Source organism: Rodentibacter heidelbergensis (assembly GCF_002000125.1).
GTDB classification, from domain to species: Bacteria; Pseudomonadota; Gammaproteobacteria; order Enterobacterales; family Pasteurellaceae; genus Rodentibacter; species Rodentibacter heidelbergensis.
Genome location: NZ_MLHH01000008.1, coordinates 43,184 through 69,057, shown reverse-complemented (window position 1 = coordinate 69,057; position 25,874 = coordinate 43,184). Strand labels below are relative to the sequence as shown.

General features: G+C 42.0%; 21 protein-coding genes. 8 read left to right on the top strand and 13 right to left on the bottom strand.

Annotated elements, in window-relative coordinates; all coding sequences use genetic code 11:
• Positions 1 to 154 precede the first annotated feature (154 nt).
• The 4 genes from BKK48_RS03730 to malQ are packed head-to-tail and all read right to left on the bottom strand — an operon-like array spanning position 155 to position 6,409.
• Positions 155 to 1,819: a PTS transporter subunit IIBC gene (locus BKK48_RS03730; RefSeq protein WP_077426831.1), complete on the bottom strand. Its 1,665-nt coding sequence runs from the start codon at positions 1,817 to 1,819 to the stop codon at positions 155 to 157.
• A 15-nt stretch (positions 1,820 to 1,834) separates the two neighbouring features.
• Positions 1,835 to 2,623, bottom strand: coding sequence for an endonuclease/exonuclease/phosphatase family protein (locus BKK48_RS03725; RefSeq protein ID WP_077426830.1), 789 nt, complete (start codon positions 2,621 to 2,623; stop codon positions 1,835 to 1,837).
• 11 nt (positions 2,624 to 2,634) lie between these two features.
• Positions 2,635 to 4,902, bottom strand: a complete 2,268-nt coding sequence (glgP, locus tag BKK48_RS03720) for a glycogen/starch/alpha-glucan family phosphorylase (RefSeq protein ID WP_077426829.1) — start codon at positions 4,900 to 4,902, stop codon at positions 2,635 to 2,637.
• The gene (gene malQ / locus BKK48_RS03715) at positions 4,895 to 6,409 is read right to left on the bottom strand and encodes a 4-alpha-glucanotransferase (RefSeq protein WP_077426889.1); all 1,515 of its coding nucleotides are present in this window, start codon (positions 6,407 to 6,409) and stop codon (positions 4,895 to 4,897) included. The genes glgP and malQ overlap by 8 nt, the downstream gene beginning before the upstream one ends.
• 193 nt (positions 6,410 to 6,602) lie before the next feature.
• Here malQ and BKK48_RS03710 point away from each other — a divergent pair, with 193 nt between their 5' ends.
• On the top strand, positions 6,603 to 7,325 hold the full coding sequence (locus tag BKK48_RS03710) for a UTRA domain-containing protein (protein ID WP_077426828.1): 723 nt from the start codon (positions 6,603 to 6,605) through the stop codon (positions 7,323 to 7,325).
• 134 nt (positions 7,326 to 7,459) lie between these two features.
• A complete protein-coding gene (gene metJ / locus BKK48_RS03705) occupies positions 7,460 to 7,777 on the top strand; it encodes a met regulon transcriptional regulator MetJ (protein WP_077426827.1) in 318 nt (105 codons plus the stop codon).
• Here metJ and cueR read toward each other — a convergent pair.
• Positions 7,774 to 8,169 carry a Cu(I)-responsive transcriptional regulator gene (gene cueR, locus BKK48_RS03700; RefSeq protein ID WP_077426826.1) on the bottom strand — a complete coding sequence of 132 codons (396 nt, stop codon included), beginning with the start codon at positions 8,167 to 8,169 and terminating at the stop codon, positions 7,774 to 7,776. The two genes, metJ and cueR, sit on opposite strands and share 4 nt — an antisense overlap.
• Positions 8,170 to 8,241: 72 nt before the next feature.
• On the opposite strand from cueR, the gene BKK48_RS03695 reads away from it, so the two are divergent.
• Together BKK48_RS03695 and BKK48_RS03690 are read left to right on the top strand one after the other, a co-directional pair.
• Positions 8,242 to 8,448 (top strand): heavy-metal-associated domain-containing protein, encoded by a 207-nt coding sequence (locus BKK48_RS03695; RefSeq protein ID WP_077426825.1) that lies wholly within the window; start codon positions 8,242 to 8,244, stop codon positions 8,446 to 8,448.
• Positions 8,435 to 10,600, top strand: a complete 2,166-nt coding sequence (locus BKK48_RS03690; RefSeq protein ID WP_143538776.1) for a heavy metal translocating P-type ATPase — start codon at positions 8,435 to 8,437, stop codon at positions 10,598 to 10,600. Before BKK48_RS03695 ends, BKK48_RS03690 begins: the two co-directional genes overlap by 14 nt.
• A 51-nt stretch (positions 10,601 to 10,651) precedes the next feature.
• Here the strand turns inward: BKK48_RS03690 and BKK48_RS03685 are convergent, their stop codons facing one another.
• The 3 genes from BKK48_RS03685 to BKK48_RS03675 form a co-directional block, all read right to left on the bottom strand.
• Positions 10,652 to 11,788, bottom strand: coding sequence for a glycerate kinase (locus BKK48_RS03685; protein ID WP_077426823.1), 1,137 nt, complete (start codon positions 11,786 to 11,788; stop codon positions 10,652 to 10,654).
• Positions 11,789 to 11,802: 14 nt separating this feature from the next.
• Positions 11,803 to 13,065 carry a GntP family permease gene (locus BKK48_RS03680; RefSeq protein ID WP_077426822.1) on the bottom strand — a complete coding sequence of 421 codons (1,263 nt, stop codon included), beginning with the start codon at positions 13,063 to 13,065 and terminating at the stop codon, positions 11,803 to 11,805.
• A 121-nt stretch (positions 13,066 to 13,186) separates the two neighbouring features.
• A complete protein-coding gene (locus BKK48_RS03675; RefSeq protein WP_077426821.1) occupies positions 13,187 to 14,293 on the bottom strand; it encodes a sugar diacid recognition domain-containing protein in 1,107 nt (368 codons plus the stop codon).
• A 207-nt stretch (positions 14,294 to 14,500) separates the two neighbouring features.
• Between BKK48_RS03675 and BKK48_RS03670 the strand changes: the two genes are divergently transcribed.
• Positions 14,501 to 15,886 carry a DASS family sodium-coupled anion symporter gene (locus tag BKK48_RS03670; RefSeq protein WP_077426820.1) on the top strand — a complete coding sequence of 462 codons (1,386 nt, stop codon included), beginning with the start codon at positions 14,501 to 14,503 and terminating at the stop codon, positions 15,884 to 15,886.
• A 71-nt stretch (positions 15,887 to 15,957) separates the two neighbouring features.
• Here the strand turns inward: BKK48_RS03670 and BKK48_RS03665 are convergent, their stop codons facing one another.
• Entirely contained in the window at positions 15,958 to 17,808 is a 1,851-nt protein-coding gene (locus BKK48_RS03665; RefSeq protein ID WP_077414636.1) for an ABC transporter ATP-binding protein, read from the bottom strand.
• Between the two features lie 204 nt (positions 17,809 to 18,012).
• Here BKK48_RS03665 and BKK48_RS03660 point away from each other — a divergent pair, with 204 nt between their 5' ends.
• A complete protein-coding gene (locus tag BKK48_RS03660) occupies positions 18,013 to 18,357 on the top strand; it encodes a carboxymuconolactone decarboxylase family protein (RefSeq protein WP_077426819.1) in 345 nt (114 codons plus the stop codon).
• A gap of 47 nt (positions 18,358 to 18,404) precedes the next feature.
• Here BKK48_RS03660 and BKK48_RS03655 read toward each other — a convergent pair whose 3' ends face one another.
• Positions 18,405 to 19,448: a glycosyltransferase family 9 protein gene (locus BKK48_RS03655; protein WP_077426818.1), complete on the bottom strand. Its 1,044-nt coding sequence runs from the start codon at positions 19,446 to 19,448 to the stop codon at positions 18,405 to 18,407.
• Positions 19,449 to 19,525: 77 nt separating this feature from the next.
• On the opposite strand from BKK48_RS03655, the gene BKK48_RS03650 reads away from it, so the two are divergent.
• Positions 19,526 to 20,275 carry a 3-deoxy-D-manno-octulosonic acid kinase gene (locus BKK48_RS03650; protein WP_077426817.1) on the top strand — a complete coding sequence of 250 codons (750 nt, stop codon included), beginning with the start codon at positions 19,526 to 19,528 and terminating at the stop codon, positions 20,273 to 20,275.
• Positions 20,272 to 20,865 carry an XTP/dITP diphosphatase gene (locus BKK48_RS03645; RefSeq protein ID WP_077426816.1) on the top strand — a complete coding sequence of 198 codons (594 nt, stop codon included), beginning with the start codon at positions 20,272 to 20,274 and terminating at the stop codon, positions 20,863 to 20,865. The genes BKK48_RS03650 and BKK48_RS03645 overlap by 4 nt, the downstream gene beginning before the upstream one ends.
• 145 nt (positions 20,866 to 21,010) lie before the next feature.
• On the opposite strand, the gene BKK48_RS03640 is transcribed toward BKK48_RS03645, so the two are convergent.
• The 3 genes from BKK48_RS03640 to secD all read right to left on the bottom strand — a co-directional run bounded on the left by BKK48_RS03640 (position 21,011) and on the right by secD (position 25,870).
• On the bottom strand, positions 21,011 to 22,831 hold the full coding sequence (locus BKK48_RS03640; protein WP_077426815.1) for a monovalent cation:proton antiporter-2 (CPA2) family protein: 1,821 nt from the start codon (positions 22,829 to 22,831) through the stop codon (positions 21,011 to 21,013).
• Positions 22,832 to 23,033: 202 nt separating this feature from the next.
• A complete protein-coding gene (secF, locus tag BKK48_RS03635; protein ID WP_077426814.1) occupies positions 23,034 to 24,008 on the bottom strand; it encodes a protein translocase subunit SecF in 975 nt (324 codons plus the stop codon).
• 11 nt (positions 24,009 to 24,019) lie between these two features.
• Entirely contained in the window at positions 24,020 to 25,870 is a 1,851-nt protein-coding gene (gene secD / locus BKK48_RS03630; RefSeq protein ID WP_077426813.1) for a protein translocase subunit SecD, read from the bottom strand.
• Between the last annotated feature and the right edge of the window lie 4 nt (positions 25,871 to 25,874).

The following is a 25,874-nucleotide window of genomic DNA, read 5'->3' as shown; positions in this document are numbered from 1 at the left end:
TTCATAAAATTTATTTGTGGGCATTGAAATGCTTAATCTGATCAGAAACGAATAGGCTACCTATCCTGATTTCATAGTAGATAAAGGCAATTTGAAAGAGGGGAATTTGAAAAAGAGCGGTCAAATTGACCGCTCTTTTAGTATCTAAAGGTGATTATTCTTTTGGAATTTCAGCACCTGAGGCTAGTAAATCTTGGATATCGGATTTCAGTACATCGGCTTTTGGCCCGTAAATGGCTTGAACACCGGTTCCTTTAATAATAATCCCCATCGCCCCGGCTTGTTTCCAACCGGCTTCATCGCCGATTAAATCCGCATTATGCACAGAAATTCGTAAACGTGTCATACAAGCATCCACATGAGCAATATTATTACGACCACCCAGTAAATTCACAATTTGCACTACTTGTGCACTGGCATTCGCCACTTTTGGCTCATTCGATGTATTTTCATCAGCACTTTTCGCATCATAGTTACCATTACGCCCTGCGGTGGCAAGATTAAATTTTTTAATCATAAAATTCGCAATGAAGAACATGGCAACCGCAAAGAGAAGTGAAACCCAGATAAAGTTAATCACATCCATTCCAATGCCGGCTTTAATCGCCATTGGTGTGCGGGTTAAAAACTCAATATTACCGAAAGAATGCATGCGGAGATTGACGATATCTGCCATCGCAAATGCCGCCCCTTGAACTAAGGCATATACAATATAAAGCGGCATAGCGGCAAACATAAACATATATTCAATCGGTTCGGTAACACCGGTGAGGAACACCGCCAATGCGGAGGAGAGGAAAATCCCTTTGTAGAGTTTTTTCTTATCCGCATCCACATTGACATACATAGCAAGGGTTATCCCCATTAAAATCCCACTTGAACCAATCATTTGCCCCACTTTAAAGCGAGCCGGAGTGACGGTTGAAAGCAGATCATTATATTGCGCTAAATGACCGGCATCTTTTAAATTAATTAAATCGGAAATCCACGCCAACCACAATGGGTCTTGTCCAAAGACTTGTGCCCCTTTTTGCGCCCCAGTTAAGAACTCATAGGTTCCCCCTAAGGAAGTGTAGTTCATTGGGATCGTCAGCATATGGTGCAAACCAAAAGGTAATAAAAGACGTTCTAATGTCCCGTAAATAAATGGTGCTAAAATTGGTGCGCTATTTTGTGAAGTCGCAATCCATTGACCAAAATGGTTGATCCCGGTTTGTACCAAAGGCCAAAATAAGGCAAGAATGATCGCCACTAATACGGAACGGTAAATCACCACAAAAGGAACAAAACGTTTACCGTTAAAGAAAGTCAGCACTTCAGGTAATTTGCGGAAGTTGTAGTAGCGATTGAAGGTTGTCGCCCCCACGAAGCCTGCAATAATCCCGACAAACACCCCCATATTTAATGCCGGTTGGCCGAGTATGTTGACAAAGTAGTTTGCCACCGGAATATCACCGGCAAAGAATGTGCTGACATAGGCATTAGGATCCGCAAGCATTTCAATTTTCACCCCGAAAAAATGTCCGGTAATCAGGTTAATTAAAATAAACGCCAATCCTGCGGCAAATGCACCACCGGCACGTTCGTTTGCCCAACTACCACCAATGGCGAGAGCAAATAAGAGATGGAGGTTACCAATAATCCCCCAACCGATTTGGGCAATAATATTACCAATGCGTGCAACCCATTCGGCATCGCTTAACAAAGGCAATGAGTTACCAATACTCACCATTAATCCGGCAGCCGGCATAACCGCAATCACCACCATTAGGCATTTGCCAAATTTTTGCCAGAATTCAAAACTTAGCAAGTTTTTCATGTGTTCCCCCTATTTTTATAGTGTGATATCGACTTCCAAGCCAAAATGGTCGGAAATTATCGGTTTATTTTTACCGTTAAAAATCACCTGACTGGATAACACATTTTTGGCTTGATTTAAGAAAATATAATCTAAACGCTTTGCTTCCCGATGACTACTCCAACCATCAATGGCTTTTTCAACGGTAATGCCCGAATCTTTTTGTTTGGCAAGTTCATAGCTATCAATCAAACCTAAGGATTTAATTTGTTGATAGGCTTGCGGATTGCTGATCGCATCGGTATTAAAATCGCCCATCAGGATTTTTAAATTTCCACTTTGGCTACGATTGATAATATTCCTAATGTTGTCGAGTTGATCCTCTTCGCTATCAGGTAAATTAATATGGCAGGAATAACAATCAATAAGTTGGTTTTGATATTCCACCGTTAAACCGAGGATTTTACGAGAGAGGATAGAATCAAGACGTTGGTGCTGACTACAATAAAAAGGATCGACTTCATAAACCGGTAAACGGGTTAAAAAAGCAATCCCTTCATCGTATTTGTCATAACCGATATGGGAATTACTCCAATATAAAGAATATTTCTGCTCAACTTGCCGATTAATTTGGCGTAATAATATGACGCCATAATTATCTTGTTTTAAGGATTGGGCAATGGAGGGGGCGGCCATTAGCTGGTTGACCTCTTGCAAAGCAATAAGATCATACCCCTTTTCCACAATAGTTTGCGCAAGAAGTGTGATTTTTTCTGCTTGGTTGGTTTCCAACCAAGCATGTACATTTAGGGTAAGTAGTTTCATTGCCCTCTCCCTTAGCCCTCACAATGCCAAATATCTGCGTTATATTGTGCAATAGTGCGATCTGATGAGAAGAAGCCCGCTTTGGCGATATTTTGAATGACTTTTTTATTCCAACTGTCTTGATCTTCATAATCTGCTAGGATTTGCTCTTTCGCTTTCACATAAGCATTGAAGTCAATTAAGGTCATAAACCAGTCTTTATTTAATAATTCATGATAGAGGCGTTCTAAACGTACCGGATTACCCAATTTCACTAATGCCGGATTAACAATAAAATCCACGGCCCGTTTAATGTCTTTATCATTCTCGTAGTAATCTTTTGAAACATAGCCTGCGGTTTCATAAAGTTTAATGATGCTTTGTGAGTCTTTCCCGAAAGTATAAATATTCTCCGCACCTGCAAGTGCCGCAATCTCAACATTCGCCCCATCCATTGTCCCCAGAGTTAATGCACCGTTAAGCATAAACTTCATATTTCCGGTACCGGACGCTTCTTTTGAGGCGAGGGAGATTTGTTCAGAAATATCAGTTGCCGGAATGAGTTTTTCTGCCACACTTACATTATAATTTTCCACTAAATAAACATTTAAATATTTGTTGACTTGCGGATCGTTATTAATCAGTTCCGATAAACAAAGAATTAAATGAATAATATCTTGGGCAATCACATAAGCCGGGGCGGCTTTTCCACCAAAAATCACCGTAATTTTACGTTGAGGTAATTTACCTGCTTTGATTTCAAGATATTTATGAATCACATAAAGCGCATTCATTTGTTGACGTTTATATTCATGGAAACGTTTAATTTGTGTATCAATAATGGAATTTTCGTCTAACTCAATGCCTTTATTTTCTTTAAGATAGGTTTTTAACGCTAACTTATTGTTAAATTTAATTTCAGCGAGTTTTTGATGAACTTGTTTGTCATCTGCAAAGGCAAGTAATTTTTCTAATTGTGTAGCATCTTGCAGGTAACCCTCTCCAATAAGTTGTTTGAGATAGGCTGCCAATTCTTGGTTGGAAAACTCTAACCAACGGCGGAACGTGATCCCATTGGTTTTATTATTAAATTTCTCCGGATAAAGGGCATAAAATGCTTTAAGCTCCGCATTTTTCAAAATATCGGTATGAAGTGCCGCAACACCATTGACCGAATTTGAGAAATGGATATCCATATGTGCCATATGAACACGCTGATGTTCATCAATAATTTGCACCGCAGGATCGGTATATTCCGCACGGACTAATTCATCTAATTTTTTGATAATCACCACAAGATGAGGCACCACTTCTTCTAAATAAGCCAATGGCCATTTCTCTAACGCTTCTGCCAAAATGGTATGGTTGGTATATCCCACCATATTACGAACAATATCCACAGCTTGAGCAAAGCCAATCTGATGTTTTTCGGTCAGTAAACGAATTAATTCAGGGATCACCAAAGAAGGGTGAGTATCATTAATTTGAACATAAGCATAATCGGCTAAATCCTGTAAATTACTACCACGTTCAATAGCTTCATCAATCAATAATTGTGCCGCATTAGAAACCATAAAATATTGTTGGTAAATGCGTAAAAGTTCACCGTTTTTATCGGAATCGTCAGGGTAAAGGAAGAGGGTTAAATTTTCTTTAATATTAGTTTTATCGAATTCAATCCCATTTTGAATTAAGTGATAATTGACCGATTGGATATCAAATAAATTCAATGAATTTTTGGTTGATTTTTTATAGCCTAAAATATCAATACGATCTAATTTTGAAGTTAATGTAAAGGCTTTAAATGGCACTTCATAACGAACATCCGTTGGCACTAACCAAGAATCATTTTCGATCCAATAATTCGGTTCGGCATTTTGTTCATTGCGTTTAAACACTTGCTTAAATAAACCACAGTGATAGTTCAATCCCACCCCTTCTGCATTTAATCCAAGGGTTGCCATGGAATCGATAAAACAAGAAGCCAAACGCCCTAAACCGCCATTGCCTAAAGAGGGTTCCGGCTCAATATCTTCAATATGGCTTAAAGATTTTCCGGCCTGTGCCAGCTCGTCTTTAATGTCTTGATAAACACCAAGATTAATCAGATTGTTTGATAATAATTTACCAATCAAAAATTCAGCGGAAATATAATAGACTTTCCGTTTTCCGGTATTTTTGGGTTTATCTGCCGAAATACTTTTTACATAGTTTAATAACTGTACATAAATATCTTGATCATTTAATTGCTCAAGTGTTTTATTCGTTGCAATTTGCACAAAAGTACTGAATTTAATCATTGTTTTTTTCCTTATTCTCTCTTTGGTAAAGTGCGGTTATTTTGCTTAAGAAATCTTTTTTATCTTGCGTGAGATCGCTTTCTCTCATTCGCCACTGCCAATTTCCGCCCACGGTAGAAGGAATGTTCATTCTTGAGTGAGCCGGTAAATCTAAAATATCTTGCATGGTAGCAATAGCCGTATTACTCACGGTGGCAAAGAGCTGGCGAATAACGGCCTGACAAAGCGATTCCCCCGCATGGCGATGGGTATAATCATTGACATATTGCTGTTGCGTAACCGTTAATTTGTCGTACCAACCGTTTAGCACATCATTATCGTGGGTTCCCGTGTAGGCAATACAATGAGGGATACAATAATGGGGGCTATCAAAACTTGCCCCTGTGGTATCTTCAAAACCAAATTGTAAAATTTTCATACCGGGATAACCGCAATCTGCCAACAATTTTTTTGCTTTATCATCAATGTTACCAAGATCTTCTGCGATGATAGGCAAATCCCCTAATTGCTGTTTCACGGCTTCAAATAGGGCATAACCCGGCCCCGGTTGCCAACTGCCATACTTGGCAATTTCCGCATCGCCATCCACTTGCCAATAGTCGGAAAACCCTTTGAAATGGTCTATCCGCAATACATCATAAATTTTAAAACTTTCTTCGATACGATAAATCCACCAGGCATAGCCTTCTTTTTTATGCGCTTCCCAATCATAAAGCGGATTACCCCAAAGCTGACCGGTTGCACTGAATTGATCGGCTGGAACACCGGCGACAAAAAGTGGGTTACGTTCGGCATCCAATTGGAACAGCTCCGGTTTTGTCCACACTTCTACACTGTCTGCAGAAACATAAATCGGCATATCACCAATGATTTTAATGCCCTTTTGATTGGCATAATCTTTCAATGCCAACCACTGTTGAAAGAAAAAGTATTGGGTGACTTTGAAATACTGAATTTGCTCTGCCAACAGAGTGCGGTATTTTTCTAACACTTCCGGCACACGGGCGATGACCTGTTTATCTTCCCATTGTTGTAAGGCCTGATTGCCAAAATGCTCTTTGAACGCCATAAATTCTGCATAATCGGCTAACCAAGTGCGGTTATTTTTTTCAAAGTTTTCAAATGCCGTGCAAAATTTTTCATTCGCCACAAAGTTTTTTACCGCCCTTTCTAAAATCGGCCGTCTGGCATAAAAAATCCGCTCATAATCCACTTGGGTCGGATCCTCACCAAAATTGACGGTTTGATAATCTGTTGCTTGCAAAAGCCCCATTTTGGCTAATAAATCAAAGTCAATTAAATGGGTATTGCCTGCCACCGCAGAAAAGGATTGGTAAGGTGAATCACCATAGCTTGTGGTGGTTAATGGAAGGATTTGCCAATAGGTTTGTTTTGTTTCAACCAGAAAATCCACAAACTCATAAGCAGATTGGCCAAAAGTACCAATACCCAATGAATTTGGAAGTGAGGTAATGTGCATTAATACACCACTTGAACGAGTCTGCATAATATTTCCCCAAAGCATAAACATTGGCGCTCATTCTAACCTAAATCCAACTTTACGCAATAACTTTTCCGTAAAAGTTCAATCTTTAACGTAAAAATTTGAAATAAATCAAAACTATTCCGTATAACCCAATTTTTTATGCTATGCTATCCCCTCCATAAGGAAAGGAATGACAATAAACGGATAGTCTAAGATGAGTAAATACAAAAAAGTTTATCGTGATATAAAAGCCAAAATTGATCGTGCAGTTTTCATGGCAAATCAAGAATTACCGAGTGAAGGTGAGTTAATGCAATATTACGGTTTTTCAAAAGATACGATTCGAAAAGCCCTTTCACTGCTTGAAATAGACGGTTACATTCAAAAACAACAGGGGCGAAACTCTGTTGTTTTGGCACATGATGTCCCCAAACCCCAGATGTTGTCTGAAATTAAAACCGTTGGCGAATTAAACCCCACCACCTCTCATCAAGTCAAAACAACGTTAACGGACTTGTATATTGTGCAAGGTGAAGCGGAATTAATGCGTATCTTTAACGTCAATGAGCAAATTGACTTTTACCGTATTGGCCGTACCCGGGAAATTGATGGGGAACGGGTAGAATATGAAGTGTCTTATTTTGATCGCCGTATTGTACCTTTTATTAATCGGGATATTGCCGAACAATCCATTTACCGCTATTTAGAAAGCGAATTAGGCTTAGAAATCAGTTATTCCGAGCGGGAAATTGTGTTCCGTTATGCCAATGAAGAAGAGGAAAATGCAATGGATCTTGGGCAATATAATATGGTGGTAAGTGTCATCAGTACCACCTATTTGGCTGATGGTCGCCCATTTCAATATGGCAGCATTAGCTATCGTCCCGATAAAATTACCTTTGCCTCAACCGCCACTCGGGAAGTCAAAAATAAATAGCCTTGCCTCGCTTTACAACAGGGATGATGCACAAGGCTAAAGTGCGGTCATTTAGCCGTCTAGATTGTTATTTATCGGTTTTTTATTTAAAATAATGCCGTTTGTTTGGTTTTGAATTTATAAAAAGGTGCGTTATGGCAGATTGGGATGGCAAATATATCAGCCCTTATGCGGAACATGGGAAAAAAAGCGAGCAGGTAAAAAAAATTACCGTATCTATCCCCATTAAAGTACTGGAAATATTGACAAATGAACGCACCCGCCGCCAATTAAAAAATTTACGTCATGCCACAAACAGTGAATTGCTTTGTGAAGCCTTTCTCCACGCTTTTACCGGCCAACCTCTTCCAACAGATAAGGATTTAATGAAAGATCGTCATGATGAAATCCCGGAAGATGCCAAAGCGATCATGCGCCGTTTAGGCATTGTTCCCAAAACTTGGGATTATTAATTTTTTTCGTTATTTAATCCTGCCAGAATGGTACATTCCGGACAATCATTGCCTTGGCAACTATCGTGCCAACGTTGTAATTCTTCCACCATGTGCTCTAATTGCTCAATCTGCTGCTTGAGTGTATTAATGTGTTGTGTCGTTAATGCTTTCACCTCACGACTACTACGATGAGGATTATCTTGTAACGCAATCAATTGCTTAATTTGTTGTAAAGAAAACCCCACCTCGCGAGAATGACGAATAAAATTTAATCGCTCAATATCTTTTTCTTCATAGTAACGATAGCCGGAAAAACTACGTTGTGCCGGTTTAAGTAAGCCCCACTTTTCATAATCCCGAATTTGTTTTGCACTCAATCCGCTTAGTTTTGCGGCTTCACTAATATTCATAAAAGCCCTTGACCCTCACCTTAAGTTAAGGTTTATAGTATAGCAATCATTCAACCAGAACAGGAGAAAATCATGCAAAATATTCGCTTAACCATAACAGGAATGCATTGTGGTGGCTGTGTAAAAAGTGTTACCCGTGTATTGGAAGAATTGGAAGGGGTCGAGCAAGTAAAAGTTATGCTTGAAGGTTATGCCGATATTCAATTTGATGAAAATAATGTGTCTATATCACAACTGATTGATGCCATTGAGGATGCCGGTTTTGATGCAACAGCGTAAAAATCTCACCCTTCAAATTGAGGGAATGACTTGCCAGGCCTGTGCAAATAGAATTGAAAAGGTATTGAATAAAAAAGCCTTTATTCAGCAAGCCAATGTCAATTTTGCTGTTGAAGAAGCCCAAATCACCTTCGACCCTACACAAACCAACGAACAAGACATTCTCACGCTTATTCAAAAAATAGGGTTTAAAGGAACGCTAAAACCTGATGTCGTGCCTGTTCAAGAAAAGGAAAAAAAATCCCATTGGCGACTTTGGTTATTATTGCTCATTAATGTGCCGTTTTTAATCGGGATGGTAGGCATGTTAATCGGCAATCACAACCTGATGCTACCGCCAATGTGGCAATTTGTGCTGGCAACGCTTGTACAGTTTGGTTTGGCGATTCCTTTTTATCGTGGCGCAATCGGCAGTATTCGTGGCGGCTTGGCAAATATGGATGTGTTAGTCAGCTGTGGTACGCTCATCATTTACGGCTATTCCACTTATATGCTGTTTTATCATACCGCCCAAGGACATGAAGCTTTACACCATATTTACTTTGAAGCCGCCGTGATGGTGATAGGCTTTGTCAGTCTAGGGAAGTTTTTGGAAGAACGAACTAAAAAGCATAGCCTCAACAGCTTAGAGCTTTTGTTACAACTGACACCAAAACAAGTGGAGGTTTTCCGTGCTGACACTTGGCAGACCATTCCACTTAATCAAATCACAATAGGGGATAAATTACGCGCCAATCAAGGGGAACGGATCGCCGCAGATGGCGAAGTGGAAAGCGGAGAGGGGTGGTGTGATGAAAGCCATTTAACCGGTGAAGCTTTACCTGAGATAAAACGAGCAGGAAGCACGGTGCTTGCCGGTGCGATGGTGACCGAAGGCAGCCTAATTTACCGAGCCAATCAACTTGGGGCGCAAACCCTACTTGGTGATATGATGAAAGCCCTTTCCGATGCACAGGGAACAAAAGCCCCAATCGCCCGCTTTGCAGATAAAGTGGCGGGCATTTTTGTTCCAGTCGTACTGGCGATTGCGCTTATCACATTCATACTCACTTGGTGGATAACAACAGACATAAAAACGGCGATTATTCATTCCGTTGCCGTTCTCGTGATTGCTTGCCCTTGCGCACTAGGACTTGCCACGCCTGCAGCGATAATGGCGGGTATGGGCAAAGCGGTAAACCACGGTATTTGGTTTAAAGATGCGGCCGCGATGGAACAGGCTGCCTATGCCAATACGGTTGTGTTAGATAAAACCGGGACACTAACAACTGGTGAATTAAACATTGCTGCGATATGGCAACCGAAAAGTGCGGTCATTTCTGAGCAAGATCTCTATCAAATCACCGCGGCCGTAGAACAGCATGCCACTCACCCTCTGGCTAAAGCCATTGTGCGTGAAACCTTGGCAAAAGATCTGCCTATTCCTACCGCATATTCAGTGAAAACAGAAGTGGGTGCCGGTATTTCGGCTGAAATTGAAAACATCGGGTTTATTCGGGTCGGCTCGCCTGAATTTTGTGGTTTTAGCCTGCCTATGCAACTTGACCCGGTATGGCAGATTGCTAGCGTTGTTGCCGTTTCCATCAATGGTAACATTGCCGGTGCCTTTGCTCTCACCGATACCTTAAGAGAAGAAAGTCAATTGGCTATTGAACGCTTAAAACAACACAATATTGAAGTGATGATCATGAGTGGTGATCGTCAATCTGTGGTGGATTATTTGGCGCAACAATTAGGCATCACAAAAGCCTGGGGTAAACTCAGCCCGCGTGATAAAGCCACTCAAATTCAAGCTTTACAAAAAGAAGGAAAAATCGTTGCCATGGTGGGCGATGGAATTAATGATGCCGCCGCGCTGGCAACCGCAAATGTGAGTTTTGCCATGAAATCAGGATCTGATGTGGCGATACAAACCGCTTCTGCCACATTAATGCGCCAGTCTGTTAATCAGCTTGCAGAGGGTCTACTTATCGCCCAAGCAACATTAAAAAATATTAAGCAAAATCTATTTTTTGCCTCTATTTATAATGTACTGGGAATTCCCCTTGCAGCATTGGGTTACCTAAACCCCATCATTGCCGGTGCTGCCATGGCATTAAGTTCAATCTCCGTATTAACCAATGCCCTAAGATTAAAACGGTTAAAACTTTAATAGTGGCATACCCAACAAAAGTGCGGTCAAAATTGGCCGCACTTTCAACGCTTAAACAGATTTCAACGCCAATACTCTCGCCACATTCTGTGCCGTAGAGATCAAATTCTGTTCACCTTGTTTAAGGATCTCAGGCAAACTGTCTAATTGACGAATAATCGGAAATACAGCATCAATGCCATGGGCAAAGACCACCTCATAATCTTCACGCAAGCACCCCACAATGGCAATCACCGGTTTATTAAATTGTTTTGCCGTGCGGGCCACACCAATAGGCGTTTTCCCCATAATACTTTGTGCATCCATTCGTCCCTCACCGGTGATGACATAATTCGCCTCTTGAACATAATGAGCGAGATTGAGTGTCTCTAACACAATTTGTACGCCTGCTTTTAGTTCTACTTTTGGTAAGAGTAATAACCCGCCTCCCATTCCGCCGGCAGCGCCTGCCCCGGCTTGTTGAGCAATATCCTTACCGCAATCCCGTTTCGCCACCGATGCAAAATGCGCCAATGCACGATCAAGTTGTTGCACCATCTCAGGCGTTGCGCCTTTTTGTGGGCCAAAAATCGCAGAAGCGCCCCGTTCACCGCAAAGGGGATTATTCACATCGCAAGCCACCTCGATATGTACATTTTGCAGACGTGGATCTAACGCTTTCGTATCAATTTGAGCAAGATGAATAAGCGCCTCCCCACCAAAACCAATGGGTTTACCTTGCGAATCTAAACATTGCATCCCTAAGGCTTGCAACATCCCTACGCCACCGTCATTCGTGGCACTGCCGCCAATACCAAGAATAAATCTTTCCACTCCAAGGTCGAGGGCGTGTTTAATCAACTCTCCGGTACCATAGCTTGTAGTGATAAGAGGGTTACGTTTTTCCAGCGGTACTAAATGCAAGCCGGAAGCAGCAGCCATTTCAATAATGGCGGTTTTACCATCACCGGATAAACCAAAGAAACTTTTGATTTTTTCCCCCAATGGGGCGGTAACTTCCGCTTCGATCATTTTGCCTTGCGTGGCATCCACTAAAGATTGCACCGTGCCTTCTCCCCCATCAGCCATAGGCAATTTCACATATTCCGCATCAGGAAAAACCCGTTTAAAGCCACTTTCAATGGCACTTGCTACTTCAAGTGCGGTTAAACTTTCTTTAAAAGAATCGGGTGCTATCACAATTTTCATGTTGAACTCCTTGATTAGAATAAGTTAAATACACCGAAAATTAAGGTTGAAACAATGGTCATTATCAAACCGACCGCACTTTCGTAAGGAATGAGTTTTAAACGCTCTTTCATCTCCATATTCACACTACCACCGGTGGCGTGGAAGAAAGATCCGTGAGGCATATGATCAAACACGGTCGCCCCTGCGTGAATCATCGCAGCACCGGCAAGACTGCTCACGCCCAGTTCCAATAGGGTACTGCTAAAGACATTCGAGGCAACCGCTGTGCCTGCGGTGGTGGAAGCGGTGGCAAGTGACATTAACGCCCCTGAAATCGGCGCAAGAATGTAAGAAGGTAAACCGGAATGTTCCAATCCTTGAATCAACACGTCTTTCAAACCGGAATTGGCGATAATACCGGCTAATGCCCCAGTGCCTAATAACATAATGGCAACCGGCGCCATTTTGCCTAAACCACTGATTGCATAACTGTTCGCTTGGCGTAATTTCCCCATACAAAGCGCGCCAATTAAGCCGCCTAACGGTAAGGCAATGAGTGGATCGACTTTAATATCAAACAAAGGACGAAGGGCAAGTAATAAAATCGCTACCAACGGTGCGACAAGTGCTGTGGAAAATGAAGGAAGGTGCTGGCTTTCAACGCTCACCACTTCTTTATCTGTAACTTTCGAACCTTTATTAATCAACCGTTTGGCTAAGAAATAAGTGAAAACCAAACCAAAGATTGCCGGAATAACGCCCGCCATCATCACCGAGGTCAGTGGCAAATGAAAAGTATCCGATGCGGCAATGGCATTGGGGTTTGGGGACATAATATTCCCTGCTTTTCCCCCACCAATCATTGCTAATAAAATGGCCGGTTTGGATAAATCCGTGCGGCGAGCCAATGCTAAAGCAATTGGTGAAACGGTAATCACCGCCACATCCACAAACACGCCGACCGCTGTTAAAATCATGGTGGCTAATGCCAATGCTAATAAGGCACGGGTTTCGCCCAGTTTATTGGTAATACTTTCTGCAATGCTGTTTGCCGCACCGGATTCAATTAACACACCGGCTAGCACACCGGCGGCTAAAATACGCATTACTGCAGTGGTGATCCCTTGAGCACCACCAATCATTAAACTCACGGTTTGAGATAAATCCACACCGCCTACCAAACCACCGACTAATGCCCCCACTAACATCCCATAAGCAGGTGATACTTTTTTCAATATCAGGAAAATGGCAACGACCAACGCCACCAATGCTCCGAAAGCCGATACGATTGTCATAATTTCTCTCCTCTAAAATAATAAGCTCGGAGAAATTATTTCTTTTTTAACGAAAAATTGCTTTATTTGAATCAACAAAAAAGCACATATAAATTTGACAAATTTTGTAAATCTAAACAAATCAATGTTCCAACAAGGTCCCTAAATAAAGGCTTAAATTATCATCTATCTTATTGAAAGATAAGCCTGTTATTTGTTCAATTTTTGTCAGGCGATAACGTAAGGTATTGGGATGAATGAATAGTTTTTCAGCAGCGAGATGAAGATCACAATTTGCAAAAAAATACTGTTGCAGGGTTTTATAAAGCATCGCATTTTCTTCAGTAAATAAAGGGGTCATCGGTTTTAGCAGTTCCTTTCCTTGCCAAGAAACGGATAAACCGCTCAACAATACCGGTAAACGATACGCTTCAAAGCAATAAAGATTTTTTCTCGGATGATGTTTCAGCCCATAAGTTAAAGTCGATTGTGCGCTCTGAAAAGAAAGAGGAAGTTGCTCGGATAAAGGAATATTCAAACTCGCCCCCACCGCAATTTTATAGTCCTGTTTAATACAATCAGCGGGGAGCAAGGCTTTTATTTGCTGAGAAAGTGCGGTTGAAATCAACAGCGTTTTTAACACCACAATTTGATCAAGGGATAAAATCGCCACCTCTTGAGCAAATTCAGGTTGTTCTAAATAATGAATTAGATACTGTAACGTATCCGGATGAGGCTGGAGCAATTTAATCAAAATCACCACCCGGGGTTTTGTTAAATCAAAAGCAAAAAAACGGGCTTGTTGCTCAATGTCTTTCCAATTCAAATTGCCCTGTAATAATTGCAAAATAAATTCTTCTTTGTAACGATGCCGCCATCTTTCTTGTTCTAATAAAGCGTGCTGTTCCACAATTAATTCAGCGGTCATTTTGACCAATTCCGCATATTGTTTCACTTGTGTCGGATCACCGGAAATACCCACCACCCCCATTGCTTTTCCCAAATAATGAATGGGTAAATTGATTCCCGGTTGCGCTTCAAAATTCCATTTTTGGGCCAACCCTTGATCCACTTCCACTACCCGATTTTCTCTTAACGCCAATACCGCCCCGGTGTGTCGTTGCGATAAACGCTCAGGATTACCGGAGGCAATAATCACCCCCTCATCATTCATGACATTCACCGAATGGTGGATAATTTTCATCACACGTTTCACAATTTTTTGGGCGATGGCAGTATCGAGTTGCATTTTCGTTTTCTCAATAGGATAGAAAGGGTTATACAGTATCGGGGATAGAAGAAGATCGTCAATAAAATTTCACGGCAATTCCTTTTAACCCCACTTTTTTTATCAGAATTTTTGCACTTGATCACACTTTTGAATTTTCCCCATTGCAAGTTAATAACATTACGTTAACATGGGCTTTTCTTAGCCTGTAAAAATAGAGAGGACTTTATGAACGCAACATCTCCACTCAAAAATCACAAAAACGGAATAATATTCCTTGCCGATATTGTTCTCTTTTTTGTTTTATTGAAAGGCTTGCCTTTTTCTCCAAAAGAAAATGCTGGGCTTGCTTTATTAGGCTTTATTGCGGTGCTTTGGTTAACTGAAGCCTTGCATGTCACTATCACCGCACTGCTTGTGCCCCTACTTGCCATTGCATTGGGTTTGGTCACCACAAAACAAGCATTGGCGACCTTTTCCGATCCAACTATTTTCTTATTCTTCGGTGGGTTTGCATTAGCCACCGCATTACATATCCAAAAATTGGATAGAATGATTGCCAATAAAATTATGTCTTTAGCGAAGGGCAATCTTTTTGTTGCGGTCATTTATCTCTTTTTAATCACCGCATTTCTTTCTATGTGGATGAGTAATACGGCAACAGCGGCCATGATGTTACCGCTTGCGATGGGGATTTTAAGCAATCTCGATCGTGAAAAAGAACATAATACTTATGTATTTGTTTTATTAGGGATTGCTTATAGTGCTAGTATTGGCGGTATGGGAACCCTAGTCGGTAGCCCGCCAAATGCGATTGTTGCCAGTAACTTACATCTCACTTTCTCAGATTGGCTTTGGTATGGTTTGCCAATTATGTTGATTTCATTGCCTTTAATGATCGGTACACTTTTCATTGTGTTCAAACCGAAACTGAACCACCATTTTGAACAATCCTTTGAAAAAATGGAAATGACCCCACAGCGGGTTTTAACCCTCGTGATTTTTATCTTTATCGCTTTATGTTGGGTATTTAGCGGTAAAATTAATCCGCTCATTTCCGAGCTATTAGGTTTGCCTAAAAAAATCGCCAGTTTTGACAGTGTTGTCGCCTTACTCGCTGCAATTATTATCTGTGCAACCGGTGTGGCGAGTTGGAAACAAATTCAAGACAATACCGATTGGGGCGTATTAATGCTCTTTGGTGGCGGTTTAACCCTAAGTGCCGTATTAAAAGATTCCGGTGCCAGTAAAATTCTCGCAGACGGTATTGTTTTCCTCGTTCAAGGACAACATTACTATTTAATTGGTTTATTGGTCGCCACATTTATTATTTTCTTAACGGAATTTACTTCCAATACCGCTAGTGCAGCCTTGCTTGTCCCGATCTTTATTTCTATCGCCCAATCCCTCGGTATACCTGAAATTGGTCTTGCATTAATTATCGGTTTAGGGGCTTCTTGTGCATTTATGCTACCGGTGGCAACCCCACCTAATGCGATTGTATTTGGCAGCGGCCAGATTAAACAAAGCGAGATGGTACGAGCCGGTTTCGTATTAAATATCATCTGTGTCTTTGTGATTGCCACATTCGGCTATTTCTTCTGGCTGAACTAACCAGAAAAAACACGATAAAAAACGACCGCACTTTGCTCCAAGTGCGGTCGTTTTTCTTTTTGTTTTAGCCCTTAATCTAAATGTTCATGGCTGCTTAAAAAGCCGCCACTTTGGTGTTTCCAAAGTTTGGCATACAAGCCATTTTGTTCAAGCAATTCACTGTGTGTGCCTTGCTCCACAATTTGCCCTTTGTCTAACACAATTAGACGGTCCATTGCAGCAATGGTGGATAAACGATGGGCAATGGCAATCACCGTTTTATTTTCCATCATCTTATCAAGGCTTTCTTGGATTGCCACTTCTACTTCTGAATCCAATGCACTGGTCGCCTCATCAAGCAACAAAATCGGTGCATCTTTCAACATCACTCGGGCAATGGCTATACGCTGACGTTGACCGCCGGAGAGTTTAACACCTCGTTCACCCACATGAGCGTCATAGCCGGTTCTGCCTTGAGCATCGGTCAAAAATGGAATGAAATCCGCGGCTTCGGCACGCTCTGCTGCCCATTTCATTTCTTCATCCGTTGCATTTGGGCGACCATAAATAATATTGTCACGCACAGAACGGTGGAGTAACGAAGTATCCTGTGTCACCAAACCAATCTGACTACGCAAACTTTCTTGCTGCACATCCAGTACATTTTGTCCATCAATCGTAATCGTTCCTTGCTGAGCCTCATAAAAACGCAGTAAGAGGTTCACAATGGTGGATTTACCTGCACCGGAACGCCCAATTAACCCCACTTTTTCTCCCGGTTTAATGGTGAGATTAAAATGATTTAATAGCGGTTTTGTTGGATCATAAGCAAAGGTAATATCATTAAATTTGATTTCCCCTTGTTTAACCTGCAGTGGCGGACAATTTGGTTTATCCACAATAGTGTGTGGTTTTGTCAGTGTCGCCATGCCGTCATTTACTGTACCGATATTTTCAAATAGCCGTGCCGATTCCCACATAATCCAACGGGATAGCCCATTCACTCGCAATGCCATAGCGGTAGCAGTGGCAATAGCGCCTACGCCTACCTGCCCATTCTGCCATAAAATCACCCCTAATATTGCCGTGCTAAGGGTTAAGAAAATGTTGCTGGCATAAGTTAAGGTATCAAGAGAACTGGCAAGACGCATTTGTGCATGCACTGTCACCATAAACTCTTCCATTGATCGTTTCGCATAGGCCGCTTCACGAGAGCCATGAGAGAACAATTTTACCGTGGCAATATTGGAATAAGCATCGGTGACACGCCCTGTCATCAAAGAGCGGGCATCCGCTTGACGCTCGGCGGTTTTTGCCAAACGGGGAATAAGCAATTTCAAGATCGTGATAAACAGAACAATCCAAATCGCAAAAGGCAATAAGAACCAAATATCTAACGCTGCTAAAACCAACCCTGAGGTAATAAAATATACCGCCACATAAACCAACATATCGGCAATGGTCATCACCGTATCCCGCACAGCCAGGGCGGTTTGCATCACTTTGGCAGAAACACGGCCGGCAAACTCATCTTGATAGAAACTCAAACTTTGCCCAAGCATTAAACGGTGGAAATTCCAACGCAATCGCATTGGGAAAACCCCTTGCAAGGTTTGCAGTCGAACATTCACGCCAATAAAAGACCACACAATGCTGAGTAACAGGAGTGCCGCCATTCCGATCAGCAAATGCCCTTTTTCTTGCCATAAGGTCGCCGGGCTATAAGCGCCAAGCCAATCGACCAACAAGCCCATAAATTGGAAGAGCAATGCTTCCATAATACCGGTACCAACCGTTAAAATCGCCAGCAGAAAAATCCAGCCTTTCATCCCGTCAATACTCGACCAAATAAAACGGAACAAACCTTTTTCCGGTGTTGTCGGATTGCTTTCCGGATAAGGATTCAAACGGTTTTCAAACCATGAAAAAATTTTATCGAACATAAGATTTCCTTAAAAACAAAAGGCAACATAGGTTGCCTTCAAAACCGTTACATTATAGCGTAAAAAAAACGCAATTTACATTGCACAATTGCATTAAATCGTCCATTATACGTTGGCTATAACCATGGGAAATATCAGCCTGCCTATTATTAGACAATGGTTTTCCCCAATTCATCATCCCCTTATATTCTAGGAGAAAATATCATGTTTACCGATTGGAAAGAACAGACTTCACACGTTAAAAAATCATTTGGCGAGCTTGGCAAAAAACACCCGAAAATGTTGCAAGCCTATCAAGCATTAGGTGCGGCAGCGGCTGAAGGAAATGTACTGGATGCCAAAACCCGTGAACTCATTGCATTGGCTGTGGCGGTGACAACCCGCTGCGAAAGCTGTATTAGCGTTCATGCCGAAGAAGCGGTAAAAGCCGGTGCAACGGAAGAAGAGGTGTCTGCTGCATTAGCCATGTCTATTGCGCTCAATGCCGGTGCGGCTTATACCTACTCTTTACGCGCATTAGAAGCTTTCAATGTACAAAAAGGGGAATAAACTTTCCCCCTTTTCCTCCACTGGCGTTCATTAAACGCCAGTTTTAATTACCACAAATGCAATTTTTCCATCTGTGTAATCACCTCTTCCACTTGAATTTCCGCCATCAAATTCTTCCCTTTCAATTTTGTTGCCCAAGGCAATTCAGAAGAAGGTTTGCCAAATTCTTTTTGCACATTTTCTTCATAGACTGATACCACATTTTCTCTATTATTATAGGGGGCGGTACGCAATGGGTTGTGATAGGCATACAACCCTATCACCGGTGTGCCTTGTGTGGTGGCAATATGAGCGGGGCCGGAATCCGGTGAGAGGACAAGATCCACTTTCGCAATCAATGCCGCCAGTTGTTTTAAGTTCGTTTTTCCTGCGGCATTGGCTGGCGTAAAATCGCAAAGTGCGGTTATTTTTTCCACCATTTCCAACTCTCTTTTCGCTGGAGAACTACAAAAAATCACATTCACATTATGTTGATTAGCGATATTGGCGACTTCCGCATAACGTTCAACTAACCAATCTTTTTCTGCTTTACTGGAACAAGGGGAAATTAATAAATTCTTACGGGTCAGATCAATAAATTGCTCTGCAAACTGTTGATCTTGCTGTGAAATTGCCAAATGCCAAGAGGAGACGGATTGCGGCACACCAATATATTCAGCAAATGCCATAAAACCATCTAACACATGAGGTGATTGGGGATCCTTCACTCGCCGATTGACAAAAAGCCATTGCCCCTCACGAGAACGTTTTTGCCCAAACCCAATTTTATATTTGGCTTTAATTCCTAAAGAAAGCATAGAAGCACGAAATGCGGTTTGCATATTCAAAAGGGCATCAAAATGAGTATGTTTAAGCTGTTTCCATAAGGAAAAAATGCCCTTCCAACCCGTTTTTTTATCATAAGGAAGCAACTTCACATTCGGTATTCCTTCTAACAAGGTAGCTTCTGTTTTTCCCACAATCCAAGTGATTTTGGTCTGTGGATAGTACGCCTGAATATGTTGCACCACGGCAAGGGCATGGCACACATCTCCTACGGCTGAAAGACGAAGAATACAAAGTGAGGTTGGCGCTTCAGTAAAAAGCGGCATAGCGGTTCCTTTCTCGTTTAAATTGCCGTTATTTTAAAGTAGAATGAGGGCATTTTCTATCATTCAATCCATCTAAAATGCTTGAGTTCCAACAAGATAACCAATTTTTTATCTTTAATTTTGACCGCACTTTTGAGCAACAACATCACTTCTTTGATCCCTCATTTTGGCAAGCACAACAGCGTATCCTTGGTTTGGCAAAAGGGCGAGGAACCACTTATTTTTTGGCAACACAGGATTGGTTTGGCGTAAATTGTGCACTGCGTCATTATTATCGTGGCGGATTATGGGGAAAATTTAATAAAGATCGTTACATTTTTTCAACTCTTTCCCAAACACGCAGCTTCGCCGAATTTTCCTTATTACAACGCTTGTATGAAGCAGGCTTACCCGTTCCTAAGCCCATTGGTGCACGCATACAAAAAGGCAAGATTGGCGTTTGCTATCAAGCCGATATCCTCACCGAAAAAATTGAAAATGCGCAGGATTTAACCGCACTGCTACAAAGCCAATCTCTTTCTGATGAAACTTGGCAACAAATCGGTGGGTTAATTCGCCAGCTACACGATCTACAAATCTGCCATACGGATCTCAATGCACACAACATTCTTGTTCAAAATACGGAACAAGCGCAAAAATGTTGGCTGCTGGATTTTGATAAGTGCGGTGAAAAATCGGGCGATTTTTGGAAAGCGGAAAACTTAAACCGTTTACACCGCTCTTTTATGAAAGAAACCGAAAGAATGAAAATCCAATTTACAGAACAAAACTGGACAGAGCTTATGTTCGGTTATCATCAATATTTCAACCAAAAGGATAAACCATAATGCAAAAAATTGTACTTGCCACCGGCAACCAAGGCAAAGTAAAAGAAATGGCGGATGTGTTAGCGACATTCGGATTCGAAGTTATCGCTCAAACAGATTTAGGCATTGAAAGCCCGGAAGAAACCGGGCTGACCTTTGTAGAAAATGCTTTATTAAAGGCTCGTTATGCGGCAGAAAAATCCGGTTTGCCGGCCATTGCGGACGATTCCGGTTTAGTTGTCAATGCGCTAAATGGCGCCCCGGGTTTATATTCCGCCCGTTATGCCGGCGAAGAAGGCAATGATGCCAAAAATCGCCAAAAATTGTTGGCAGAACTCGCCTCTATCCCCAAAGAAAAACGCCAAGCAAAATTTGTCAGTTGCATTGTGTTATTACAACACCCTACCGATCCCTCTCCAATTATTGCAGAAGGCGAATGTCAAGGTATGATTGGTTTTGAGGAAAAAGGGGAAAATGGCTTTGGTTACGACAGTCTATTCTTCAGCCCGGAACAAGGCTGTACCTTTGCAGAACTGGAAACCAGCGAAAAGAAAAAAATCTCTCACCGAGCCCGTGCCTTGCAGACATTAAAAACAAAATTGAGCGTTTAGTAAAACTCGGTATGTAAAGAAAGGTAGGGGCACACGCACTGCATCCCTACAAATGCGCCTAAAATAAGAGCATTATATGACGAAAAAATGAAAGAAAACGACCGCACTTTGGTATTTAAAAGTGCGGTCGTTTTTGTCGGATTTTTTAGTTTTCTTCTTGTTCTTTTTCTTTCGCTCTAACAAGGATTTCTTGAATTTCTGCGGCCATTTTTTGATCGCATTCTCGAGCAATATCCCGTAATGCCGGATTTTTAAAGAATTGCGCTTGAGGATCGTACACTTGCGACATTAATTTCACCTCATGACGATCAGCATGGAAATAATATTCCGCAATTTCTTTTGCTACCTCCGGTTCCATACCGAGATTTTCCAGTGCCACCCGACCGGTACGAACAGCGGAATCGAAAGTTTCACGCACCGCTTCATTAACCCCTGCATCATATAAATCAAAGGTATGGAAACGGTCATAAGCACGGGCAATAATTTTAATATTTGGGTTCACTTCACGGGCAAAATGCACAATATCGGAAGCTTGCGCTTTATTGTCAATAGCTACCACCAGCATTTCTGCCTGCTCTAATCCTGCGGCAATTAAAAACTCACGGCGTGAAGCATCACCAAAATAAGATTTAATGCCGTATTCATTGAAACCTTTGATCATATTTGGATTGAGATCCACCACCGTTGTGGCATAACCGCTTAAACGAAGCAAATCGTTCACAATTTGTCCGAAGCGTCCCATACCAATAATGAGGATAGGATGCTGTTCATCAATTTCATCAGGTTCGATTTCCTCTGCCACTTCTTTCGCACCATATTTTTCATAAATGACAAGAATAAGTGGAGTCAATACCATAGAAAGCACCACAATGGCGGTCATATTGGCATTGACGGTTTCATCAATCACCCCTTTTGATAAAGCTGCAGCGAAAAGCACAAAGGCAAATTCGCCCCCTTGCGCCATTAAAAGCGTACGTTCTAATGCGGTTTTATGGGTGCTTTTTGCTAAACGTGCGACAACATAAATACAGGTTCCTTTGGTGAGCATTAACACAATCACGCCTAACAGAATTAATTGCCAGTTTTCTGCCACCACTTTTAAATCTAGCGCCATCCCTACGCCAAGGAAGAAAAGGCCGAGCAATAAGCCACGGAAAGGCTCAATATCCGCTTCTAGTTGATGGCGGAATGCAGATTCGGAAAGCATCACCCCTGCCACAAAAGCCCCCATTGCCATGGACAATCCGGCTTCTTCCATTAGTAATGCAGCGCCTAATACAACAAAAAGTGCGGCAGCCGTCATCACTTCACGGGCTTTGGCATTGGCTAGAATACGGAAAACCGGATTTAAAATGAAACGACCAATAAAAACCAATGCGGCTAAAGCAAGCATAGCAATGCCGGCAGATTGCCACCAAGGCATCGAGGCTTCTGTTTTTTCGAAAGGGGAAAGAAAGGTCACTACCGCAAGCAATGGTACGATCAATAAATCTTCAAAAAGGAGAATTGAAACAATTTTTTGGCCACGCTTTGTAGAAAGTTCTTTGCGTTCGCCTAATACTTGCATCACAATGGCTGTCGAAGTCAATACAAAACCGGAAGAAGAAACAAACGCCACTTCCCAAGAAACGCCAAACTGTGTGCCGACGATAGTCATTAAAATAGCAGAAATGATCACCTGCATACTGCCCAGCCCAAAAATCTGACGCCGTAATCCCCAAAGATGTGAAGGTTTCATTTCAAGCCCAATCACAAATAAGAACATCACCACACCAAATTCGGCAAGATGAATAATCGCATGAGGATCACCAATTATTTGTAAACCATAAGGGCCGATCGCCAACCCTGCGGCAAGGTAGCCTAAGACCGATCCTAACCCTATGCGTTTAAATAAGGGCACGGCCACTACTGCGGCACCTAGCAATGCCACGACCCGAACTAAATCACCTGCACTTTCCGCTGCCATAGTCACTCCTAACTAAAATATAAAAACAATATAAAAAAATCGGGCTATTCTACTTGGTTTTAGTGTGAATTTATAGCAATTAAACCAAGAAATAAGGTAAAAAAACAAAAAGGACAAATCCACGATATCTACCGAGATTTGCCCTTAATTTATTTAGACGTTGTTTTAAAACTCGCTGATTTTCAACCGCACTTTTAATGCGTTAAGGGAGTTCATCCACTTCTTTATCCACTTTCGGTGGGATCATATGTTCACGTCTAAGCCCCACATCATAAGCAACGGCAATCGCCACAAAGATAGAGGAATAAGTACCAAAACCAATCCCAACCAGCAAAGCAAGGGAGAAGTTATGAATAGAGGGCCCCCCGAAGAAAAAGAGGGCAACCACAACAATCAATGTTGTTGCAGAAGTCATGATGGTTCTGGATAAGGTTTGTGTAAGCGAGATATCTATAATATCAAGGGTATCTAATCGTCTAATTTTGCGGAAATTTTCACGCACACGGTCGAACACCACAATACTATCGTTAATGGAATACCCCACCACTGAAAGAATCGCCGCAACGAAAGTGAGATCCATTTCTACCTGCAATGCGGAAAACACCCCGAGAGTAATCACCACATCGTGGGCAAGGGAAGCAATTCCGCCCAAACCTAAACGCCACTCAAAACGGGAACCGATATAAATTAACATCATCGCAAGAGTGGCAAGTGTGGCATACACCGCACCTTGCGCCAATTCTTCACCCACATTTGGGCCGACAAATTCAATACTTTTAATTTGAATTGCCGAATCCAACTCAACCAACATGGCTTTGACACGATCACCAATGCCGGCATCATTATCCGTGGCTGGCAAGCGGATCATCACATCTTGAACCGAACCCGTGGTTTGCACAATTGGGCTTTCAATTCCATGTTCTTTTAACTTACCACGGATTTGTTCAAGGTTGGCAGGTTGTGAAAAATGAGTATCAAAGACCACTCCACCGGTAAAATCTAACCCCCAGTTAAATCCCTTTGTCACAATAAAAAACAGGGAAACCGCCATCAGCAATACGGAAACAAGATATCCCCATTTGCGAACTTTCATAAATTCTGTTAATGGGAAAGGAAGTTTAATGCCATTAATTTCTTTGATGAGATGTCCGTTTTTATCTCTTGCAAAAAGTGCCATAGTCACCTCAATTAAATCGAAAGTTTTTCAACACGTTTGCCGCCATAAATGATATTCACAAGCGCACGCGTTCCCGTAATAGCGGTAAACATGGAAATTGCCACCCCTAAGGAAAGAGTGATAGCAAAGCCTTGAATTGGCCCCGTTCCCACTGCATAAAGAATAATTGCCGTTAGAATTGTGGTTAAGTTCGCATCAAAAATAGAAGTAAATGCGCCATTATAACCTTCGTTGATCGCCTGTTGAACCGGACGACCATTGCGGATTTCTTCTTTAATACGTTCAAAAATAAGTACGTTGGCATCCACCGACATCCCCAATGTCAGCACAATACCGGCAATCCCCGGCATGGATAAGGTTGCCCCCGGAAGAATCGACATTAATCCAACCAATAACACAATGTTAATCACCATCGCAAGGCTGGCGATAATGCCGAAAAGTTTGTAATAGAGCAACATAAATACAATCACGGCGATCAATCCCCAGAAACTGGCATTCAAACCCTGTTCGACATTTTGCGCTCCTAATGATGGGCCGATTGTACGCTCTTCCACAATTTGCACCGGTGCAATTAATGCCCCGGATTTTAATAACGTGGAAAGATTATGAGCTTCGGCCATACTATCCACACCGGTAATTTGGAAATTGGCACCAAAGCGGGCTTGAATCGTCGCCACATTAATGATTTCTTCGCTTTTCTCGAGAATGGTCTTGCCGTTTTCGTCTTTCTTACCGTTGTCTTTATATTCAACATAAAGGGTTGCCATCGGTTTTTTATAGTATTTTTTGGTGAGTTGCGACATCTGTTCCCCACCTTCACTATCCAATGTTACACTCACTTGTGGTGTGCCGGACTGCTGATCTAACGCTGCACTGGAGTTAATGATATGCTCTCCCCCCAAAGAAGGACGTTTGAAAAGCACCACAGGGCGACCGTCACGATGATATTTCACCTCGGAATCGGCCGGTAAAATACCACGCACTGCCGCTTCAGCATTCACATTTTGATTCACCATACGAAACTCAAGTGTTGCCGTCGCCCCCAAAATTTCTTTTGCGCGGGCGGTATCCTGCACCCCCGGTAATTCGATCACAATACGCTCTGCACCTTGACGCTGTATGACGGCCTCAGCAACGCCTAATTCAGAAACACGCTTACGCAAAATAGTCAGGTTTTGTTCAATCGCTAAATCACGAGCTTCATTTAGCGCCGAGGTAGAAAGGGATAAGTTGAGTGTATCGTTATTCACATCCGTGACGTCTAACGTTGGATGCGTCTGGCGAATAATGCGGGAGGCTTTTGAAAGTTGATCGGGATTGGCAAGGGTGACCGTTGTACCAAAATTCTCCGCATTTTTAATGCCGGTATATTGAATTTTTTCCTTGCGAAGTTCATTGCGTAAGGTGTCTTGTAACTGCTCTTGACGTTTTGCCAAAGCGGAATTCATATCCACCTCCATCAAGAAACGCACACCACCACGCAAATCCAAGCCCCATTTCATCGGGTTTGCCCCAATACTGCTTAACCAAGCCGGGGTTGCCGGTGCAAGATTTAATGCCGTGGTATAGTTATTACCGAGTTTTTCAGCAATTTTATCTTTCGCAAGCAACTGATCATCCGTATTATTGAAACGCGCTAAAATAGAGCCTTGCTCAAGAACAATGGATTTGGTTGAAAGATGATTGGCATTTAAGACCTCTTGGACCTGTCCTAATGTTGCCGTGGTGGCTTGTTGCCCACGAGTACCGGAAATTTGTACTGCAGGATCTTCACCATAAATATTTGGAAGAGAGTATAAAACACCAATGGCGACCACAAGGATCACCATTAGATTCTTCCATAATGGGTAACGATTTAGCATAGTT

What these genes read in the sequence shown, in the direction of transcription:
- BKK48_RS03640 (WP_077426815.1), bottom strand. Translation starts at nt 22,831, where the DNA reads ATGGCAGCGGAAAGTGCAGGTGATTTAGTTCGGGTCGTGGCATTGCTA.
- BKK48_RS03675 (WP_077426821.1), bottom strand. Translation starts at nt 14,293, where the DNA reads ATGCAACTCGATACTGCCATCGCCCAAAAAATTGTGAAACGTGTGATG.
- BKK48_RS03730 (WP_077426831.1), bottom strand. Translation starts at nt 1,819, where the DNA reads ATGAAAAACTTGCTAAGTTTTGAATTCTGGCAAAAATTTGGCAAATGC.
- BKK48_RS03650 (WP_077426817.1), top strand. Translation starts at nt 19,526, where the DNA reads ATGCTTGAGTTCCAACAAGATAACCAATTTTTTATCTTTAATTTTGAC.
- metJ (WP_077426827.1), top strand. Translation starts at nt 7,460, where the DNA reads ATGGCAGATTGGGATGGCAAATATATCAGCCCTTATGCGGAACATGGG.
- cueR (WP_077426826.1), bottom strand. Translation starts at nt 8,169, where the DNA reads ATGAATATTAGTGAAGCCGCAAAACTAAGCGGATTGAGTGCAAAACAA.
- BKK48_RS03690 (WP_143538776.1), top strand. Translation starts at nt 8,435, where the DNA reads ATGCAACAGCGTAAAAATCTCACCCTTCAAATTGAGGGAATGACTTGC.
- BKK48_RS03680 (WP_077426822.1), bottom strand. Translation starts at nt 13,065, where the DNA reads ATGACAATCGTATCGGCTTTCGGAGCATTGGTGGCGTTGGTCGTTGCC.
- secD (WP_077426813.1), bottom strand. Translation starts at nt 25,870, where the DNA reads ATGCTAAATCGTTACCCATTATGGAAGAATCTAATGGTGATCCTTGTG.
- BKK48_RS03655 (WP_077426818.1), bottom strand. Translation starts at nt 19,448, where the DNA reads ATGCCGCTTTTTACTGAAGCGCCAACCTCACTTTGTATTCTTCGTCTT.
- BKK48_RS03695 (WP_077426825.1), top strand. Translation starts at nt 8,242, where the DNA reads ATGCAAAATATTCGCTTAACCATAACAGGAATGCATTGTGGTGGCTGT.
- glgP (WP_077426829.1), bottom strand. Translation starts at nt 4,902, where the DNA reads ATGATTAAATTCAGTACTTTTGTGCAAATTGCAACGAATAAAACACTT.
- BKK48_RS03660 (WP_077426819.1), top strand. Translation starts at nt 18,013, where the DNA reads ATGTTTACCGATTGGAAAGAACAGACTTCACACGTTAAAAAATCATTT.
- BKK48_RS03665 (WP_077414636.1), bottom strand. Translation starts at nt 17,808, where the DNA reads ATGTTCGATAAAATTTTTTCATGGTTTGAAAACCGTTTGAATCCTTAT.
- malQ (WP_077426889.1), bottom strand. Translation starts at nt 6,409, where the DNA reads ATGCAGACTCGTTCAAGTGGTGTATTAATGCACATTACCTCACTTCCA.
- BKK48_RS03670 (WP_077426820.1), top strand. Translation starts at nt 14,501, where the DNA reads ATGAACGCAACATCTCCACTCAAAAATCACAAAAACGGAATAATATTC.
- BKK48_RS03710 (WP_077426828.1), top strand. Translation starts at nt 6,603, where the DNA reads ATGAGTAAATACAAAAAAGTTTATCGTGATATAAAAGCCAAAATTGAT.
- BKK48_RS03725 (WP_077426830.1), bottom strand. Translation starts at nt 2,623, where the DNA reads ATGAAACTACTTACCCTAAATGTACATGCTTGGTTGGAAACCAACCAA.
- secF (WP_077426814.1), bottom strand. Translation starts at nt 24,008, where the DNA reads ATGGCACTTTTTGCAAGAGATAAAAACGGACATCTCATCAAAGAAATT.
- BKK48_RS03685 (WP_077426823.1), bottom strand. Translation starts at nt 11,788, where the DNA reads ATGAAAATTGTGATAGCACCCGATTCTTTTAAAGAAAGTTTAACCGCA.